13 protein-coding genes are annotated in these 16,828 nt (G+C 73.4%); 8 read left to right on the plus strand and 5 right to left on the minus strand.

All coding sequences use genetic code 11. The features are described from left to right. The first annotated feature begins 216 nt into the window (after window positions 1-216). From E4099_RS01120 to E4099_RS01140, 5 genes are all read left to right on the plus strand, one after another. Complete coding sequence (locus E4099_RS01120; protein WP_135336973.1) at window positions 217-1,266, plus strand: NAD(P)-dependent alcohol dehydrogenase; 1,050 nt, start codon at window positions 217-219, stop codon at window positions 1,264-1,266. Between the two features lie 67 nt (window positions 1,267-1,333). Continuing rightward, window positions 1,334-3,160: a glycoside hydrolase family 15 protein gene (locus tag E4099_RS01125; protein WP_135336974.1), complete on the plus strand. Its 1,827-nt coding sequence runs from the start codon at window positions 1,334-1,336 to the stop codon at window positions 3,158-3,160. Next, the gene (locus E4099_RS01130; RefSeq protein ID WP_135336975.1) at window positions 3,157-4,584 is read left to right on the plus strand and encodes a glucose-6-phosphate dehydrogenase; all 1,428 of its coding nucleotides are present in this window, start codon (window positions 3,157-3,159) and stop codon (window positions 4,582-4,584) included. Before E4099_RS01125 ends, E4099_RS01130 begins: the two co-directional genes overlap by 4 nt. 104 nt (window positions 4,585-4,688) lie before the next feature. Continuing rightward, window positions 4,689-5,213, plus strand: a complete 525-nt coding sequence (locus tag E4099_RS01135; RefSeq protein ID WP_245244466.1) for a gluconokinase — start codon at window positions 4,689-4,691, stop codon at window positions 5,211-5,213. A 445-nt stretch (window positions 5,214-5,658) separates the two neighbouring features. Then, window positions 5,659-6,627 carry a ferritin family protein gene (locus E4099_RS01140; protein ID WP_245244467.1) on the plus strand — a complete coding sequence of 323 codons (969 nt, stop codon included), beginning with the start codon at window positions 5,659-5,661 and terminating at the stop codon, window positions 6,625-6,627. 157 nt (window positions 6,628-6,784) lie between these two features. Here the strand turns inward: E4099_RS01140 and E4099_RS01145 are convergent, their stop codons facing one another. Further along, window positions 6,785-7,678 carry a universal stress protein gene (locus E4099_RS01145; RefSeq protein WP_135336977.1) on the minus strand — a complete coding sequence of 298 codons (894 nt, stop codon included), beginning with the start codon at window positions 7,676-7,678 and terminating at the stop codon, window positions 6,785-6,787. 325 nt (window positions 7,679-8,003) lie between these two features. On the opposite strand from E4099_RS01145, the gene E4099_RS01150 reads away from it, so the two are divergent. Both E4099_RS01150 and crcB read left to right on the plus strand, forming a co-directional pair. Further along, the gene (locus E4099_RS01150) at window positions 8,004-8,504 is read left to right on the plus strand and encodes a fluoride efflux transporter FluC (protein WP_386389095.1); all 501 of its coding nucleotides are present in this window, start codon (window positions 8,004-8,006) and stop codon (window positions 8,502-8,504) included. Between the two features lie 55 nt (window positions 8,505-8,559). Continuing rightward, window positions 8,560-8,934 carry a fluoride efflux transporter CrcB gene (gene crcB, locus E4099_RS01155; protein WP_135336978.1) on the plus strand — a complete coding sequence of 125 codons (375 nt, stop codon included), beginning with the start codon at window positions 8,560-8,562 and terminating at the stop codon, window positions 8,932-8,934. Window positions 8,935-9,177: 243 nt separating this feature from the next. Here crcB and E4099_RS01160 read toward each other — a convergent pair whose 3' ends face one another. Both E4099_RS01160 and E4099_RS01165 read right to left on the minus strand, forming a co-directional pair. Further along, entirely contained in the window at window positions 9,178-9,912 is a 735-nt protein-coding gene (locus E4099_RS01160; protein WP_209446495.1) for a carbonic anhydrase, read from the minus strand. Between the two features lie 265 nt (window positions 9,913-10,177). Beyond that, complete coding sequence (locus E4099_RS01165) at window positions 10,178-11,389, minus strand: Dyp-type peroxidase (RefSeq protein WP_245244468.1); 1,212 nt, start codon at window positions 11,387-11,389, stop codon at window positions 10,178-10,180. Between the two features lie 57 nt (window positions 11,390-11,446). On the opposite strand from E4099_RS01165, the gene E4099_RS01170 reads away from it, so the two are divergent. Further along, window positions 11,447-12,802, plus strand: a complete 1,356-nt coding sequence (locus tag E4099_RS01170; RefSeq protein ID WP_245244469.1) for a right-handed parallel beta-helix repeat-containing protein — start codon at window positions 11,447-11,449, stop codon at window positions 12,800-12,802. 142 nt (window positions 12,803-12,944) lie between these two features. Here E4099_RS01170 and E4099_RS01175 read toward each other — a convergent pair whose 3' ends face one another. Together E4099_RS01175 and E4099_RS01180 are read right to left on the minus strand one after the other, a co-directional pair. Next, window positions 12,945-13,781, minus strand: a complete 837-nt coding sequence (locus tag E4099_RS01175) for a hypothetical protein (RefSeq protein WP_135336979.1) — start codon at window positions 13,779-13,781, stop codon at window positions 12,945-12,947. Between the two features lie 116 nt (window positions 13,782-13,897). Then, on the minus strand, window positions 13,898-16,486 hold the full coding sequence (locus E4099_RS01180) for an SdrD B-like domain-containing protein (RefSeq protein WP_135336980.1): 2,589 nt from the start codon (window positions 16,484-16,486) through the stop codon (window positions 13,898-13,900). Between the last annotated feature and the right edge of the window lie 342 nt (window positions 16,487-16,828).

The following is a 16,828-nucleotide window of genomic DNA, read 5'->3' on the forward strand; positions in this document are numbered from 1 at the left end:
CCCAGGTTGCCCTCGCCGCCCTGGTCAGGCGATTCGGGAAAGCGAGTCGGGGGCGCCGGCCGCGGGGGCGGGGGAGGCCACCCGCGAAGCGGTCGGGTCGCGAGCCGGCGTCGGCCTTGGGACAGTGTCAGCAGTGAACGGCTGCTGCGCGCCGGGTGCCGATCCCGCGGACGCGCGGTGGCCGCGGACACGGTGTGCCAGGCGGAAGGCGGGCAGATGAAGGCATTCGTGATGAAGGAGATCGGGCGGGTGGCCTTCATGGAGAAGCCCGTTCCCGAGCCGGGACCGAACGACGCCATCATCAGGACCACCAGGGCCCTGATCTGCACCTCCGACTCCCACACCGTCCAAGGCGGCATCGGCCCGCGGCAGGACCTGACACTGGGCCACGAAGCGGTGGGCGTGGTGCACGCCGTGGGCGGCGGCGTACGGGACTTCCAACCCGGCGACCGGGTGCTGGTCGGCGCCATCACCCCCGACTGGGGCGACCTGGCCACGCAGAACGGCTACCCCTCGCAGTCCGGCGGGCCGCTGGGCGGCTTCAAGTTCGCGAACTCCAAGGACGGGGTCTTCGCCGACTACTTCCATGTGAACGAGGCCGACGCCAATCTCGCGAAGATCCCCGACACCATCAGCGACGAACTGGCGGTCTACTGCGCCGACATGATGTCGACCGGATTCGTGGGAGCGGAGCACGGGCACATCCCGATCGGCGGCACCGTGGCCGTCCTCGCCCAGGGACCGGTGGGCCTGATGGCGACGGTCGGGGCCAGACTCCGCGGCGCCGGACGCGTCATCGGCGTCGAATCGGTCCCCGACCGGCAGCGGCTCGCCCGGATGTACGGCGCCGACGACATCATCGACTTCACCAGCGAGGACGTCATCGAGCGGATCGACGAGCTGACCGGGGGACAAGGGGTCGACACCGCCATCGAGGCACTCGGCGCGGACATCACCTTCCAGACCGCGGTGAAGATCACCAAGCCCGGTGGCACGATCTCCAACATCGGCTACTACGGCGAGGGCGAGTTCGTCCACATCCCCCGCGTGGCGTGGGGCGTCGGCATGGCCGACAAGACGATCACCACAGGGCTCTGCCCCGGCGGCAGACTCCGCATGGAACGGCTGCTGCGGGTGCTGGAGACCAAGCGCGTCGACCCCTCGCACCTGACCACGCACACCTTCTCCTTCGACGAGATGGAGCGTGCCTTCGAGGTCTCGGACAAGAAGCTGGAAGACGTCATCAAGGTGATGATCACCTTCTAGACGACGGCCCTTTCGGACGTACGCAGCACGTCGGACGGGACCTTCGGCACCGCGGAAGCGAGGAGCCATGCACGACCCCGAGCCGCCGTTCCGCCCGGTCCGCACCCGGGAGGGCTACCTGCCGCTGGAGGACCTCGGCCTCATCGGAGACGGCACGACGGCCGCGCTGGTGGGACGGGACGGCTCGATCCCCTGGATGTGCCTGCCCCGCTTCGACTCCGAGCCCCTCTTCTGCGGCCTGCTGGACCGCACCCGAGGGGGGCACTTCACCCTCGCGCCCGAGGACCTGGTGGAGGCGCGCCAGCGCTACCAGCCGGACACCGGCGTGCTCACGACCGAGATGCGCTGCGCCACCGGACTGGTGCGCGTCACCGACGCGCTGGCCGTGCGGCCCGGCGCCGACCTCACCGACGACGCCCCGGCCGGGCGGCGCGAACTCGTCCGTTCGGCCGTGGTGCTGTCCGGGCGGGTCCGCCTGGGAGTGGTCCTGGAGCCCCGCGGCGGCGGCACGGCGCAGGCCCTGTTCAGCGGCATCGAGGTGCGGCCCGCGCGGCGCCCCGACCTGCGCCTCCACCTGCGCTCCAACCGCCCCCTGGCCGGCCTGCGCAGCACCCATGAGCTGAGCCAGGGCGAACGCCTCGACCTCGTGCTGTCCTGGGGCCGCTTCCACCGCCACCACCGCTTCGACGCCGCGGAGATGCTCGCGGCCACCGCGGACGGATGGCGGCGCTGGATGGGGCACTTCGCCTACTCCGGGCCCCAGGAGGCGCTGGTCCGGCGGGCCGCCATCACCCTGAAACTCTGCGACGACTGGACCAACGGCGCCCTGGTCGCCGCGCCCACCTCCTCCCTGCCGGCGCCCACCGGCGGCATCCGCAACTGGGACTACCGCTACGCCTGGATCCGCGACGCGGCCTACGCCGTGTTCGCCCTGCGCCGCATCGGCTTCGCCGGCGAGGCCGACGCCTTCCTCGGCTGGGTCCTGGACGCCGTCGAGCAGAGCCACACCCCCCGGATCATGTACGACCTCGACGGTGGCCCCGTACCCGACGAGATCGAGGACGCCGAACTGGAGGGGTACCGGCGCTCAGCCCCGGTGCGCTGGGGCAACGGCGCCACCGACCAGCGCCAGCACGACCTCTACGGCGAGATCCTGGACTGCGCCGACCAGTGGCTGCGCACCGGCAGGCAGGTGCAGCCCGCGCTGTGGGCCGGCCTGGCGGGCCTGGCCGACACCGCGGAGCAGGCATGGCGCCAGCCGGACCAGGGCATCTGGGAGGTGCGCAGCCAGGGCCGGGTGTTCACCTACTCGGCCGGCATGTGCCAGGTGGCCCTGGACCGGGCCGCGGCCATCGGCGAGCGGCTCGGCCTGCCCGGCCGGATCGCGGACTGGCGAGCCTCCGCCGACCGGCTGCGCAGGCTGGTCCTGGAGGAGTCCTGGGACGAGGAGGCGCAGACGCTGAGCGTGCACCTCGACGGCGGTGGCGTACTGGACGCGAGTCTGCTCGCGCTCCCGCTGCGCCATGTGGTGCCGGCGGACCACCCGCGGATGACCGCGACCACCGCGGCCATCGCCGAGCGGCTGTCGGCCGGCGGCGGCCTGCTCTACCGCTACCTGCACGAGGAGGCGCCGGACGGCCTGTCCGGCGACGAGGGCGCCTTCGTCCTGTGCAGTTTCTGGCTGGTCGACAACCTGACCGCCCAGGGGAGGCTCGACGAGGCCGAGGAGCTGTACGACTCGCTGTGCGACCGCGCCAGCCCGCTCGGGCTGCTGTCGGAGCAGATCGACCCGTCCTCTGGAGAGTTCATGGGCAACTTCCCCCAGGCGTTCAGCCACATCGGGATCATCGCCAGCGGGGTGAACCTCGCCCGGGCGAAGGCAGTACGGGCATGATCGAACGGATCGCCGTCTTCGGCGCGACAGGGGACCTCACCGCCCGCTACCTGCTGCCGGCCCTGGCCGCGCTGCGGGCCGCGGGACACCTCGGCGACCGGTTCCGGCTGATCGGGGCGAGCCGGGAGGGCTGGGACGGCGACCGGTTCCGCGAGTGGGCCGCCGGGCAGCTCGACCGCCACGGCCAGGCGTTCCCCGCCGAGGCGCGGAACGCCGTCGCGGCCTTCGCCGACTACCGGCAGGCCGACGTCACCGACGCCGCGGACGTCGCCCGGGTCGTGGCCGGCGAGGACCCGGTCGCCGTCTACCTCGCCCTGCCCCCGGCGCTCTTCCCGCACGCCGTCACCGCGCTGCACGACGCGGGCCTGCCGGCGGGCAGCCGGATCGTGCTGGAGAAGCCGTTCGGCGAGGATCTGGACAGCGCCCGCGAGCTGAACCGGCTGCTCGCCGACCTCGTTCCGGAGGAAGCGGTGTTCCGGGTCGACCACTTCCTCGCCATGACCACCGTGCAGAACGTGCTGGGCAGCCGGCTCGCCAACCGGGTGCTGGAGCCCCTGTGGAACAGCACCCACATCGCGGAAGTGGAGATCGTCTGGGACGAGACCCTCGCCCTGGAGGGCCGGGCCGGCTACTACGACACCGTCGGCGCGCTGAAGGACATGGTCCAGAACCACCTGCTGCAACTGCTCTGCCTGGTGGCCATGGAACCACCGATCACCCTCGGCGAGCGGGACCTGCGCGACCGGAAGGTCGACGTACTGCGATCGGTACGGCTCCTCACCGACCACGACGTCGTGCACCGCACCCGCCGGGCGCGCTACACCTCCGGCCGGATCGGCGACCACGCCGTCCCCGCGTACGTCGACGAGGAGGGCGTGGATCCCCGGCGGCGCACCGAGACCTTCGCGGAGGTGGAGCTGGAACTCGACAGCTGGCGCTGGTCCGGCACGACGTTCCGGCTGCGGAGCGGCAAGGCGCTCGGCCGGGACCGCAAGGAGGTCGCGGTGCGCTTCCGCTCCGTTCCCCACCTGCCCTTCGGCCACGAGGGTCAGGCCCTGCCCAATGTGCTGCGCTTCCAGCTGGAGCCGGAAGGGCTGACCCTGGACCTGACCGGGATCGGTTCGAGCGCCCAGACCCTCACCCCGCTGTCGCTCACCGCGCGGATGGAACCGCCCGCCCTGCCCGCCTACGGACGGCTCCTCCTGGACGTCATGAAGGGTGACCCGGCGCTGTCCATCCGGGGCGACGAGGCCGAGGAGGCGTGGCGGGTCCTGGCGCCGGTGCTGCGTGGCTGGGAGAGCGACCTCGTTCCGATGCGGGAGTATCCGGCAGGCTCGGACGGGCCCGCGCCCCGGCCGGACGAGGCCGGGCAACGGCGCAGCGACCTGCTGTACGCCGAAGGGCTGCCGGACGATGCGCCCTGACCCGGGCGGCGCGGCGGGCCGTGCGGCCACGCACACGGGAGCGCGCACGCGGACCCACCCGGGAAGCTTCACCGGAGCCCACACAGGGAAGCAGAACCGGTGTGGTGACCCCCAGCGCTGAGCGCCGCCCCCCGTGCATCGTGGTCATCGGCGTGGCCGGGACCGGTAAGACCACCATGGCCCGCCTGCTCGCACGGCGGCTGGACCTGCCCTTCGCGGAAGGCGACGACTTCCACTCCGCGGCGGACATCGCCAAGATGTCCGCCGGTACACCGCTCGATGACGCCGACCGTCAGCCCTGGCTGGAGTCCATCGGCCGCTGGCTGCACGAGCACGAGGCGGAGGGCACGGGGGCCGTGGTCGCCTGCTCCGCACTCCGGCGCCGCTACCGGGACACGCTGCGAGCGGCCTGCCCGAGCGCCTTCTTCCTGCATCTGACCGCCGACCGTGCGGTGCTGGCGGAGCGGCTCCTCCGGCGCACCGGCCACTTCATGCCCAGATCGCTTCTCGCCTCGCAACTCGCCACGCTCGAACCCCTGGAACCGGACGAGCGCGGAGCCGTGCTCGACGCGACGCCGCCGCCCGAGACCACCGCCGACATGGCCGCGGACCTCCTGCGGCAGCTGTAGCGCCGCCCGCACCCATCTCCTGGTCCTGGAGGACCGCGGCCTTCCCCCGGACGACCGCGGCCGGACGGCGGCCGCGCCCGGACCTCCTCGGGGCGGGGGAGCCCCGGGCCGTCATGCCGGGCGCTTGGCGCGTCCGCGGAGGCGGTGCCCCCAGTCGCCGAGCGGCCCGGGCCCCCGCCCCGGCAACTCGCCCAGTCCGGGCGGGGCCACCGGCCGGCAGGAGGCGGTCCAGCCGCCCGCCCGCGCGGCCGGTACGACCGGTCGATGGCGGGCTCGTTCGGGGAGAACGCCGCCTGCCGAGGGGGAGGATCGGGCCGGCGAAAGGCGCGCGATGACGGTGCGTACTCACTCGAAAGGCTGTTGTGAAGGGGCGGTCGTGCGCAGGTACGGGTGGCATGAGGGAGGGGCGCGCACCCGGAAGGGTGTGCCCCGGAAGGAGGACGTCATGTTCCGCTACTCGATACGCACGCTGGTGGTCGGCCTGTGCACGCTGGCCGCAGCCGCTCCGGCGGCCACGGCCGTGGCGCTCACGGCGCCGGCCGGTCGACACCAGGCCCCGTTCGGCGGACCTTCGGCTCCGCACGCGCAGACCCTCTCCGACCTGGCCACCGCGATGAAGGGGGAGGCGTTCGCCTACGCCGCCTACAACCTCTTCGCCGCCGAAGCCGACCGCCAGGCCCACCCGGCCGTCGGCAAGCTCTTCCGCAGCACGGCGCGGACCGAGCTGACGGAGCACCTGCGCCAGGCAGCCGCCCTGGCCGGAACCGTCGGATCGGACACGGCCAACCTGCGCCAGGCCATCAAGGGCGAAAGCTACGAACACCAGGTCATGTACCGCGGGTTCGCGGAGCAGGCCCGCAAGGACGGAGACCAGGAGGCCGCCCGCCGGTTCACCGAACTCGCCGGCGACGAGGGCCGTCACCGCGACGCCTACCGCACCGCGCTCACGGTCGTGACCACCGGCCGGGGCACCATCCCGGCGCCGCCGAAGGCCGACAGGGTTCCGGTGCCCGCGGGGCCGCCGAAGGTGAAAGCCGCCCGGACGAAGACCAACCTCGACACCGCGATGCACGGTGAGGCGCTCGCCCACGCCAAGTACATGCTCTTCGCCGCCCATGCGCGGCAGGCCGGCAACACCGCGCTGGCCCGCCTGTTCGAGGGCACCGCCGGGGTGGAGCTGAACGAGCACTTCGCCGACGAGGCGGTCCTGGCCGGCCTCGTCCACGCCACGAAGACGGACCTGCGCACGGCCATCACGGGGGAGCGCAACGAGGCCACCAGCCTGTCCCCGGGGTTCGCCAAGCGGGCCGCCGCCGTCGGCGACACGGCCGCCGCCCGCTACTTCCGCGACACCGCCGCCGACGAGGCCAGGCACGCGGCCGCCTTCCAGCAGGCGCTCAACCGACTGCGCTGACCGCCCTGGCCAGTCACCCGACCGGCCGCACACATGCCCCGAGGCGGTCCGGCCCACGCCTCTCACGGACGGCCGGACCGCCTCAGCGCGCTGCCGGCGGGCGCCGAACCGGCTCCGCCGCCCCACCCCCGATCCGCCCCTGAGCGGCGCCGCTCGCTCAGGGGCCTGGTGGCACCACGGCCACCGGGCAGGGGGCCTGGTGCAGCAGGGTCCGGCTCACCGAGCCCAGGAGGAGACCGCGCAGGCCACCTCGGCCGCGCGTGCCGACGACCAGCAGGCGAGCGTGCCGGGCGCGGTGGCACAGCACCTGGGCGGGCTTGCCGACATCCTCCACATGCTCCACCACGATGCCCGGTTCCCGCTCCGCCCAGCCCGCGGTGGCCTCCGACAGTTCGGCCCGAGCCCGCTGCGCGAACCACTCCTGGGCCTCGTCGGACACCGCCGGGTGGCCGGGGTGCGCCTGAACCGCCTCGACCCGTGCGCCGTGGGCGGCCGCCTCCTCGAAGGCGAAGGCGACCGCGTCCCGGGAGGACCGCGACCCGTCGACGCCCACCACGACGACCGGCGGCCGGCCCTCCGGGGCAGGTCCCTCCTGGACCACCACCACCGGACATCGGGGGTGCGCGCTCAGCGTCGCGCCGAGCCCGGCGCGGGTCACCAGTTCCTCGGCCATGGTGAGCCGCTTCTCGCCCACCACGACCATGGCGGCCTGGGGCTCCTGCTCCCGCAGCACCCGGGAGACGGGTCCGTCCTGGGCACACGTCTCGACCTCCAGCGCGGGCCAGTGCCGGTGCGCGAAGTCGGCGGCGTCCCGGAGCACCGCCTCCGCGGCGGCCCGGTGGCGCCCGCTCCAGGTCTGCTCCGGGTGCGGCACCCGGGGATGCGGATCGGCACCCGGCGGCCAGTCCAGGGCGTGCACCAGGCGCAGCGGCAGCCCGCGCACGGCCGCGGCCTCCACGGCCCACCGCACCTCCGGGCTCACGGCCGACCGCCCCACTCCGACGACCACCGGCCTGGCCACCGCGGCCCCGTCGTGCGTGGTGGTGGTCATCTCCGGCGCCTCCACGGCTCCTGGCCAGGCCGCCTGCGGGGCGGTGGCCCTCCGGCGGAGCCCTGCATCGGGAAGTCATGACCATCGTAGGCCCGGCACTCCGCGCGGCGCCTGCCGACCGCCGCCCGGTCGGCAGGCGGCTTCCGACCAGGGGCGCGCTTCGGCCGTGCCGTACCCTGTTCGTCGGCGGCGGCCCGACCGGGCGGCCGCGCGGCGGTGGGGCCCGCCGTACCCGAACCGCGGCATCGGCGCCGCCAACGGTCCCTACTTGCGATCACGCGCGCCCTGGGGACCAGGGTGCCCGGCGAGTAGGAGACGTGTACCCGTGAAGCCCTCGCAGTCCCTGGCCGTCGGCGAGTCCATCGCCCCGGAGGCCGACCCGCACGTCCCCGTGCGGCGGCCCGGCGCCTGGCGGGACCAGGGCCCGGTGGTGGCCGTGGTGGCACTGGGCGGCGCGATGGGCGCCTCGGGCCGCTATGGCGCGTCCCTGCTGTGGCCGACGGCGGGCGGTGGCTTCCCATGGATCACCCTGGGGGTGAACGCGGTCGGCTGCGCGGTGATCGGCGCGTTCATGGTTCTCATCAGCGAGGTGCGGACGGCCCACCGGCTGGTGCGGCCGTTCTTCGGCACCGGGGTGCTGGGCGGGTTCACGACCTTCTCCACCTACGCGGTCGACACCCGGAAGCTGGTGGACGGCGGTCGACCCGGGGCGGGGCTGCTCTACCTGGGGCTGACGCCGCTGGTGGCGCTGGCGGCGGTGTGGAGCGCGGCCTGGGTGACGCGCCGGGCCGCGGCGTGGCGGCACAGGCCGGCGGAAGCCTCGTGATCCCCCATGAGTGCGCGGCCGTCCGCCGTGCCGGCCGCGGAACGGAGTGCGCGAAGTGAACTGGTTGCTGGTGGCCGTCGGAGCCGCGGTCGGCGCCCCCCTGCGCTATCTGACCGACCGGACGGTGCAGAAGCGGCACGACACGGTCTTCCCATGGGGGACCTTCACCGTGAACGTGCTCGGCTGCCTGGTCCTGGGTGTGCTGACCGGCGCCGCCCTCCGCGGTGCCGCCTCCGACTCGGTGCAGCTGCTGGTGGGCACCGGACTGTGCGGGGCGCTGACCACGTACTCGACGTTCTCCTACGAGACGATGCGGCTGGCCGAGTCGGGCGCGAGGTTCCTCGCCGCCGCCAACCTGGTCGCCAGTGTCGTGGCCGGGCTCGGTGCGGCCTTCCTCGGCGCGGCGGCGGCGGAGGCGGTGTGGGCCTGAGCCGGACGGCCCTGGTCACGCCGGTCGCCGCGGCTTCGGCAGCGGCGCGCGGTCCGCGGCCGTAGAACCCCCTCGTGTCGCGTGCTGTACGACGCCGGCGAGTGGTCCGGCCGGGCCCGGCGGCACCGGCCCGCGGGCGCGGCCGGCAGTCCGCCGGCGGTACCGGCTCCCCGCCCGCGCCGCCGCTGACGGGCCGCTCGTCCGCCGCCGCTCGGGCGGAGCCGTCGGACCCGCCCGGCCGGCTCAGGACGGCGCGCTGGTCAGGACCTCCACCTTGCCGGTGTCCAGCGAGTAGAAGGCGCCGACCACGGCAAGGGAGCCCCTCGACACGAGGGGGGCGAGGACCCCGTCGGACCGCAGATCCGCGGTGAGCAGCGTGACCTGGACACGGGCCATGGTCTCGACCGGGTCGGGGCCGCCTTTTCGGACTGCCTGAGCGTATGCCGGCCGCAGGGACCTCACGATCGCCTGGAGGTTGCCGGGCAGCGGCTTGCCGTCCCGGAGAGACGTGTACGCCGCCTTCACTGCGCCGCACCGCTGATGCCCGAGGACCACGATCAGCGGGGTGCCACTGGTGAGCGGCCCGTACTCGACGGAACCGGTGACCACCGGGCCGTCCGCCTCCCCGCCGGTGCGCATCACGTAGAGATCACCCAGCCCGGTGTCGAAGAGGAGCTCGGGCGGAACTCGGGAGTCGATGCACGAGAGGATCGAGCCGAAGGGCTTCTGCGTCTGGGCCACGAGCTGCCGCCGGTTCGGATCCCGGTCGGGATGGTGGAGGTTTCCGCTCACCCAGCGCTGGTTGCCCTCCATCAGTCTGGCGAACGCCGCGGAGGGTGTGGTCGGCCGCAGGCTCGGCGAAGCGCCGGCCGCCACCAGGGAGGTCCTCGTCGACGAGCACCCGCAGAGCGCGGCGGTGGCGCCCGCGAGGACGCCGGCGAGCAGCGTTCTGCGATCCGGACGTACTGCTCTGTGCATCGGCCGTTCCCCTCGATACCGCTCGGACCCGTCGCTCCGTCCTGACCGGGGCAATGGTCCAGCGATGTGCGGGGAGCGCGGAGCAGGCGCGAGCGGGTGGGCGTGACGTTGACACGGACGGCTCAGGGAAGGGCCACGGACGGCCGACGGCCGGGGCCCCGAAAGGCCGCGGAGGGTCGCCGGGTCGGGTCCGGGCGGCCTGTGGGGGCTCGGGGAACGGCGCCGTGGCCGGGCCATCCGGCGGGCCCGGTGATCGGCGCCGGCCTCAGGTCCACAGCTGTTCGCCGAGGGTCCCGTCGGGTGCGGCACCGGGCAGGACGTAGGCCACGGCCGAGGCCCGGTGCTGGAGGAAGGGATTGAGGGCGTCGCGGGCGGCCAGCCGGTTCTGCACACGGGTGAACTGGGCGGGGTCGCGCATGAAGGCGCAGAACAGCAGGCCGCGGTCGGTCGGGCCGTCGTCGTAGCTGTAGCTGCGGCGGAGCATGCGGGCGCCGCCGTCGAAGCGGGGACTGGCCAGCCGCACATGGGCGGTGGCGGGGATGACGTAGGAGCCGTCGGGATTCTTCGCGTAGATGTCCGGTTCGTCGTGCTCGGCGGTGCCGCTGAGGGGGGCGCCGTCGCGGGCGCGGCGGCCCATCACCAGGTCGCGCCGGCCCTCCGGGAGCGCCGCGAAGCCGGCGACGTCCATGCGGATCCTGCGGTAGACCAGGACGGTGCCGTGCCGGTGGGCCCCGGCCGGTCCCCAGACCCACCGCTCGGCCGCCGTGCGGTCGGGGTTGGCGGTGCCGTCCTTGGAACCGAACAGATTGCGCGGGGTGGTGCCCGGGGCCGTGTGGGGCAGGAAGCCGGACTGGGTCCAGCGCGGCGCGGCACCGGCGGCGTGCGCGGCGGCGGCGACCAGTTCGGCGACGACGGTGAGGGTCCAGCGGTCGGCCGCGCACAGTTGGACCAGCAGATCGCCGTCACTGCGGCGCGGGTCGAGGCGGTCGCCGGGGAAGGACGGTAACGGGGCGAGCACGGCGGGGACGTCGAGGCGCAGCCGGGCGGCGAGGGCGGGGCCGATGCCGACCAGGGAGGTGAGCCGGGTGGCACCGCCGCCCTGGAGCCGGGGGTCCCGCGGGGCGTCGGAGGCCGCGGTGGCCAGGGTGCGGGTCAGCGCGGCGAGCACACCGCGCAGGGTCTTGCGGTCGGCGGCGGCGGAGGTGCGCGGGAGGTCGAAGGAGAGCAGGTGCGTCGCCGGCTGCTGGAAGGCCGTGACACCTGCCTGCCGGGCGCCGTGGAAGGGGATCGCGGCATCGGCCGGCGGGGCCCCGGCGGTGGCGCGGTCGGCATCCTGGTCGTCCTGCGCCAGCTCGACGGCCGCCGCGCCGGCCCCGGCGGCCAGCACGGCTCCGGCGGCGAGAAGCGCCCGGCGCCGCCCCAAACCGGCTGCCGTGGGTCTGGACGGATCCTGCGCGTTTCCCGGTTCGGTGGGCATGCGCCTATTGGAGACGATAAAACACCTGTCATGCAAACGCCCTCCGCAGAAGGCCTGTTGAGCCGCCGGAAAGCCCCGGCGGCGGTGTTCCGGACCGTGGTGTCCCGGGCCGCGCAGCGTCTGTCGCTGCTGGTCGTCCTGGTCGCGATGGCGGCCACCGGGTGCTCCGGAACGGATTCGGACTCCGGCGACGCGCGGCATCCGGCCGGGAACGTGGTGCGCGTTCCGCAGGACTTCCGCACGGTGCAGCAGGCGGTGGACGTCGCTCGGGCGGGGGACACGGTGCTGATCAGCCCGGGGGTGTACCGGGAGAGCGTGCAGGTCACCAAGGACCGCGTGGTGCTGCGCGGAACGGACCGCAACGCGGTGGTCTTCGACGGGGGTGTGCGCCTGGTCAACGGCATCACCGTGACCGGCGCCGGCTCGGTGGTCGAGAACCTCACCGTGCACGGATACCTCGCCAACGGCGTGCTGTTCACCGGCGTCACCGACAAGCGGTTGCAGCAGCGCGGCGCCGGCGGCTCCGCCTACGACCCGCTGGACACCGCCCGCTTCCCCGCCGTCCGGGGCTTCCGCGCGACCCGGGTGACGGCGTACGACAACGGCCTGTACGGCATCTACGCCTTTGACGCGCGCAACGGCGTGATCGAGGACTCCTACGCCTCCGGCCACCCCGACTCGGGCATCTACGTCGGCCAGTGCAAGCCCTGCGAGACCGTGGTCCGCGGCAACACCGTGGAGCGCAACGCGGTCGGCATCGAGCTGACCAACGCCTCGGAGGGCCTGTCCGTGCTGGGCAACCGCATCGCCCGCAACCGGGTCGGCGTCACGGTCAACTCCAATGACCTGGAGGCCCTCGCCCCCCAGCACGACGCGCTGATCGCGGGCAACGTGGTCGTCGACAACAACGCCGCCGACACGCCCCAGCAGGCGGACGGGGGCTTCGGCATCGGCATCGGGATCGGCGGCGGCACCGAGAACCGCGTGCTGCGCAATCTGATCCGGGGCAACCGGGCGGCCGGGGTGGTCGTCACCGACCCGGCGGGGCATCCGGCGAGCGGCAACCGCGTCGAGGGCAACCGCGCCACCGGCAACGGCACCGATCTCGTGCTGGCCTCCGTCGATCCCGGCAACTGCTTCTCGGACAACGGGCCGGCCACCCAGAGCCCGGACGGCCTGGAGGCTCGCGCGGGCTGCGGCAGCCGCGGTCGGCGCGCGCTGCCCGCCGGTCGGACGACGCCGGTGGAGGCGCCGCCCGGCGTCCCGTTCAGCCAGGTGCCGGCCCCGCCCGACCAGCCGTCCATGCCGGATCCGAAGGCCCCGGGCCGCCCGGCGACCGACCTGCCGGGGTCCGTCGACGCGGACGCGTACCCGCTCCCGAAGGCCACGGACGCGGTGCCGCGCCGACGCTGAGCCCGGCGCCTGGTGGACTCGGGCCTCGCCGCGCCCCCGGCGGCCGACGAGGCCCGAGCCGGGGAAGCGGGAGGCGACGAGGCCCGAGTCGAGGGCCGTCGCCGGCGGTCGTGGGAGCAGGGCGTGCGGGGGTGCGGACACGTCAGCCGGTGAGCCACGGCGCCTCGGGGAGCTTCGCGCGGCTGTCGTGCCCGGAGAACTCCAGGGTGGTCGGGGTCCCCAGGCCCGGCATCCGCATCGTCACCTTCCGCAGGCCGCCGTCACCGTCGACCCAGTACGTCAGCGGGGACCGTTCGCCGGCGGACCCCGCCTTGGGTGTGGTCCCCTGGGCGCGCGGCCCGGCGAACCGGTCGTAGTCGCGGCCGTCGATGCGGTCGCTCCCCAGCCGGCGCGCTCCCGACTGGGCCAGCAGCAGGGGGTTGTCGGGGCGGTCGGCGCCGAGCCCGATCAGCAACTGGAGACCGGCGTCCAGGGGATCGGTGGTGTAGGAGCGCGGGGACCAGGCCGAGCGCGGAAGGCGTTCGGCCTGCTGCCAGGGCGGGCTCTTGTCGCCCTTCCGCGCGGGGGCCAGGCCGAGGCCGCCGGTGTCCCAGACGATCAGGCCGCGGTCGAGCCGCTCGGCGGAGGACCCGCCGGCTTCGGCGGAGCCGGCGGCTCCGGAAGCCCCGGTGACCTGGTAACTCCCCACGCCCCGGCGGGACCGGTAGTCCACGACCCCTTCGACCCGCACCACCACTCCGCCGCCCTCGGTGGCGGTCAGGCTCACCTCCACCGGACTGGCCTGGTACAGATTCAGCCGCGACAGCGCCAGTCGGGACGCCTCCTCCGTCGTCACCGGACGCTCGGTGGTGCCATCGGACAGGGTCCGGTAGGCGGCCAGGCCGCCCACCGCGGCCCCGCACACCGCGACCGCGATCAGTGTTCTGAACCAGAGGGTCCGACGCGGCGTACGGCCGCTGGTCTTCCTCTTCCGAGCCATGCAGTCGCCTTCTCTTCTCGGTCGGTCACGCAGGAGGGCGGGTTCGCGAACCGCTGGTCCGCGAACCCGCCCGATCCGGCCCGGAGGTCACCGGTACCGGTCGCCCCGCTCGGGAGCTAGAGGTGCTGCGCCCTTCGTCTGCGCACCAGCAGGACCAGTGCCGCACCGAGCGCGGTGAGCGCGGCACAGCCGGCCATGGCCAGCGGAACCATCCGGCTCATGCCGGTGGTCGCCAGGTGCGAGCCGGGCGCCGGGCCCGGTGCCTGCGGGGTGCCCGGGCTGTTCGGGGTGCCCGGGGTGTTCGGTGCCGGCGTCGACGGTGGCGGTGTCGGCTTGGGATCGGGCAACCGTCGGTTGACCGCTGTCACTGAGACCCCGGCGTCGAGATTCTCCGAGGTCAGAACCAGCGGCCCGAACACCGGCTCGTCCGGTGCGGCGTATCCCGCGGGTGGGCTGACCTCCTGCCAGTAGTACGTCGCCGGCAGCCCGGTGCCCTGGCAGATGCCGTCCTTCCCGGTCGTACAGGGTTTGTCGACCCGGGTGTCCGGCTCCGTCCCGGTGGTCTGCAGGCCCTCGGAGTCGTTGCTCTCCTTCCAGAGCTGGAAATTCGCCCCGGCCAGCGGCTTGCCGTCCTGGTCGTGCTTGACCAGGCGCAGCACGCCCTCCTGTTGCCGGAAGCCGAAGTCGTAGGTGTGGTCGTTCTCGCCCGGCCCCCCGGTGGTCAGCGCCCGCTCCGGGAACTTCCCACCGCTGGGGACGACGCCCTTGGAATCGACGAAGTGGTTGTCGCCGACGTCCGCGTCCGTGGGGACCCACTGGTAGAGCGGGCCTTCCTTGGCGTAGTCGGCCGGGTTGTCGAGGCGGACGGTGTACTTGGTCCTCGGCTTGAGGCCGCCGGTGACATTGGAGTCGTCGAAGTAGTACTCGCCGCGCGCCGTCGTCTTGGTCGTCCCCACCACCTTGCCCGAGGCGTCGTACAGGTGGACGGTCACCCCCGCGACCGGGCGCTGGCCCGGACCCTGGATGCCCTTGCGCTCGGGGTCGTACCAGACCCGGTTGCCGATCTGGAGCGGGGCCTGGTCGCAGAGCACCTCCAGGTCGCCCATCGAGGCGCCCTTGCCGAACGGGGCGGTGGCCCCCGGCGGGTTGAGGCGCAGGCCGCTCTTCGGGTCCTGCTTGCCGTCGCGCTGGAGGAAGGCGGTGCCGTACCCGAAGGCGGTCTTGTTGGGGTCGAAGCCGGAGGTCGCGATGGTGTTCTCCACCCTGGAGAACGCGATGCCCGCGAAGTCCGCGTTGTGGTGGCCGCCCCAGCTGGTGTCGAAGAAGCGGGTGCCCCGGGGGGAGAGCCCGCAGCCGTTGTTGGTGTCCATCACGTACTCCCCGCCCGCCAGGCACGCCTTGTTCAGGTCGCCGCCCGACATGATCTGGCCGGGTGTGTTGGGCAGGGCGCCGGCCGGGGCGCGATCGCCGAAGCGGTCGCGGAAGGCCAGCAGCATGGAGCCGTCGGTCTCGAAGTCGATCTCACCCAGCTCCGGTTCGGGCTGCGCCAGATAGGACCGGCATTCCTGACCGTTCTGCGAGGTCGGGAAGGTGTTGGTCCAGGGGAACCAGCCCGCCCCGTCGCAGGGGGGACCGCCGACCGTGGACTGGCGCGGATAGTCCAGCGGCTGGTTCAGCACCGGCTTCTGGAACGCTCCGGTGGCCAGGTCGAAGGGCATGACCACCGCGCGCAGGTCCGAGACCTTCCCGGTGGACTCGCCCGAGCACACCCCGCCGAGGTAGCCGAGGCCGTCGTGCAGACCGAGGCCGAACGGACGCCAGTCCACCGCCGCCGGACAGCCCGGGTCCGGGATGGCGGTGACGGCCTTCGGCGCCGCCGCGGTCGCCGCGGTGGCGTCGTAGCGGTAGAGCTTGCGGTTGTTGAGGTTGACGACGAACAGGTCCCTGCCGTCATCGGTGATCTTGATGCCGCCCAGGCTCTCCTTGCCGGGCACGGGGAGGAACGCGTCGTCGGTACCCGAGCCGTGCGCCGTCGTCCCCGCGTCCGGGACGACGGTGAACAGCGTGGTCTTCTTCTGCGCGCTGTCGGTCACATAGATCCCCCCGGCGCCACCCGGACCGTAGTCCGTGGTGCGCTTCGCCAACGCCGAGGAGAACACCCGCTTGTCGGCCTTGTTCCACGCGATGCCGTACAGCGTGCCGGTCTCGGCGTTGGTGGCGACGTTCGTGACGTTGACGTCCACGCCGTCCTGACCGCGCGCGTCGTACGGGAAGGAGACCAGCGTGCGCTGCGTCCCGCCCTCACGCCTGGCGGCCTGGCAGGTCGTCACCAGTTTCGCGTTCTTCTGGCAGTAGTCGGCCGGATTCCACAGCCCGGTGGTGAACGCGACACTCTTCCCGCCGGAGAGATCGACGAACTCCTCGTTGCTGCTCAACTGGTTGGGCGCGCCGTCCAGTCCCTGGCGCGAGGCGAAGGCCGGGAAGAGCACGCCCGGCTTCGGATTGTGCACCTGTACCCGGTACTTGCCGCTGGTGGCCTTCCCCTCCTCCGGAGTCAGCGTCACGGTGCCGTCGGCCGCCGTGGTTCCCTCGACGCCTTCCCCGGCGTCGTCGGTGAGGGTCACCTTGACGCCCGCGATGCCCGGTTCCAGCGCGGGCGTCCACACACCGCTGGTGTCCACGGCCCGGATCACCCGGACCGTCACCGACCCGTCCCCCGCCTGGGAGTGTGCCGTCGGCGCCAGGGCCAACGAGCCACCACCTAATACCAAGGTGAGCGCGGCCACTGAGCCGACGGTGCGGCGACCGGGCGCGCCCGACCACCGCCGACGCGGCTGGGGCGCGGCTCCCTTCGCTTGTTCATTTGTAGATGTCATCCCCTGCTCTCAGCGTTCAGAAGGGCCTGCAGGCCTGCTTCAGGGAGTACATAGAGATACGGAGAACCGCCTCGCCAGTGAGCTTAAAGGGGATTTGGTCAAGATCGTGACGGAATGGTGAACTCAGGCCCGTAGAATAGTTGTGCGACGCCCTCGGGTGCCTCGCGGACG

Source organism: Streptomyces palmae (assembly GCF_004684805.1).
GTDB lineage: Bacteria > Actinomycetota > Actinomycetes > Streptomycetales > Streptomycetaceae > Streptomyces > Streptomyces palmae.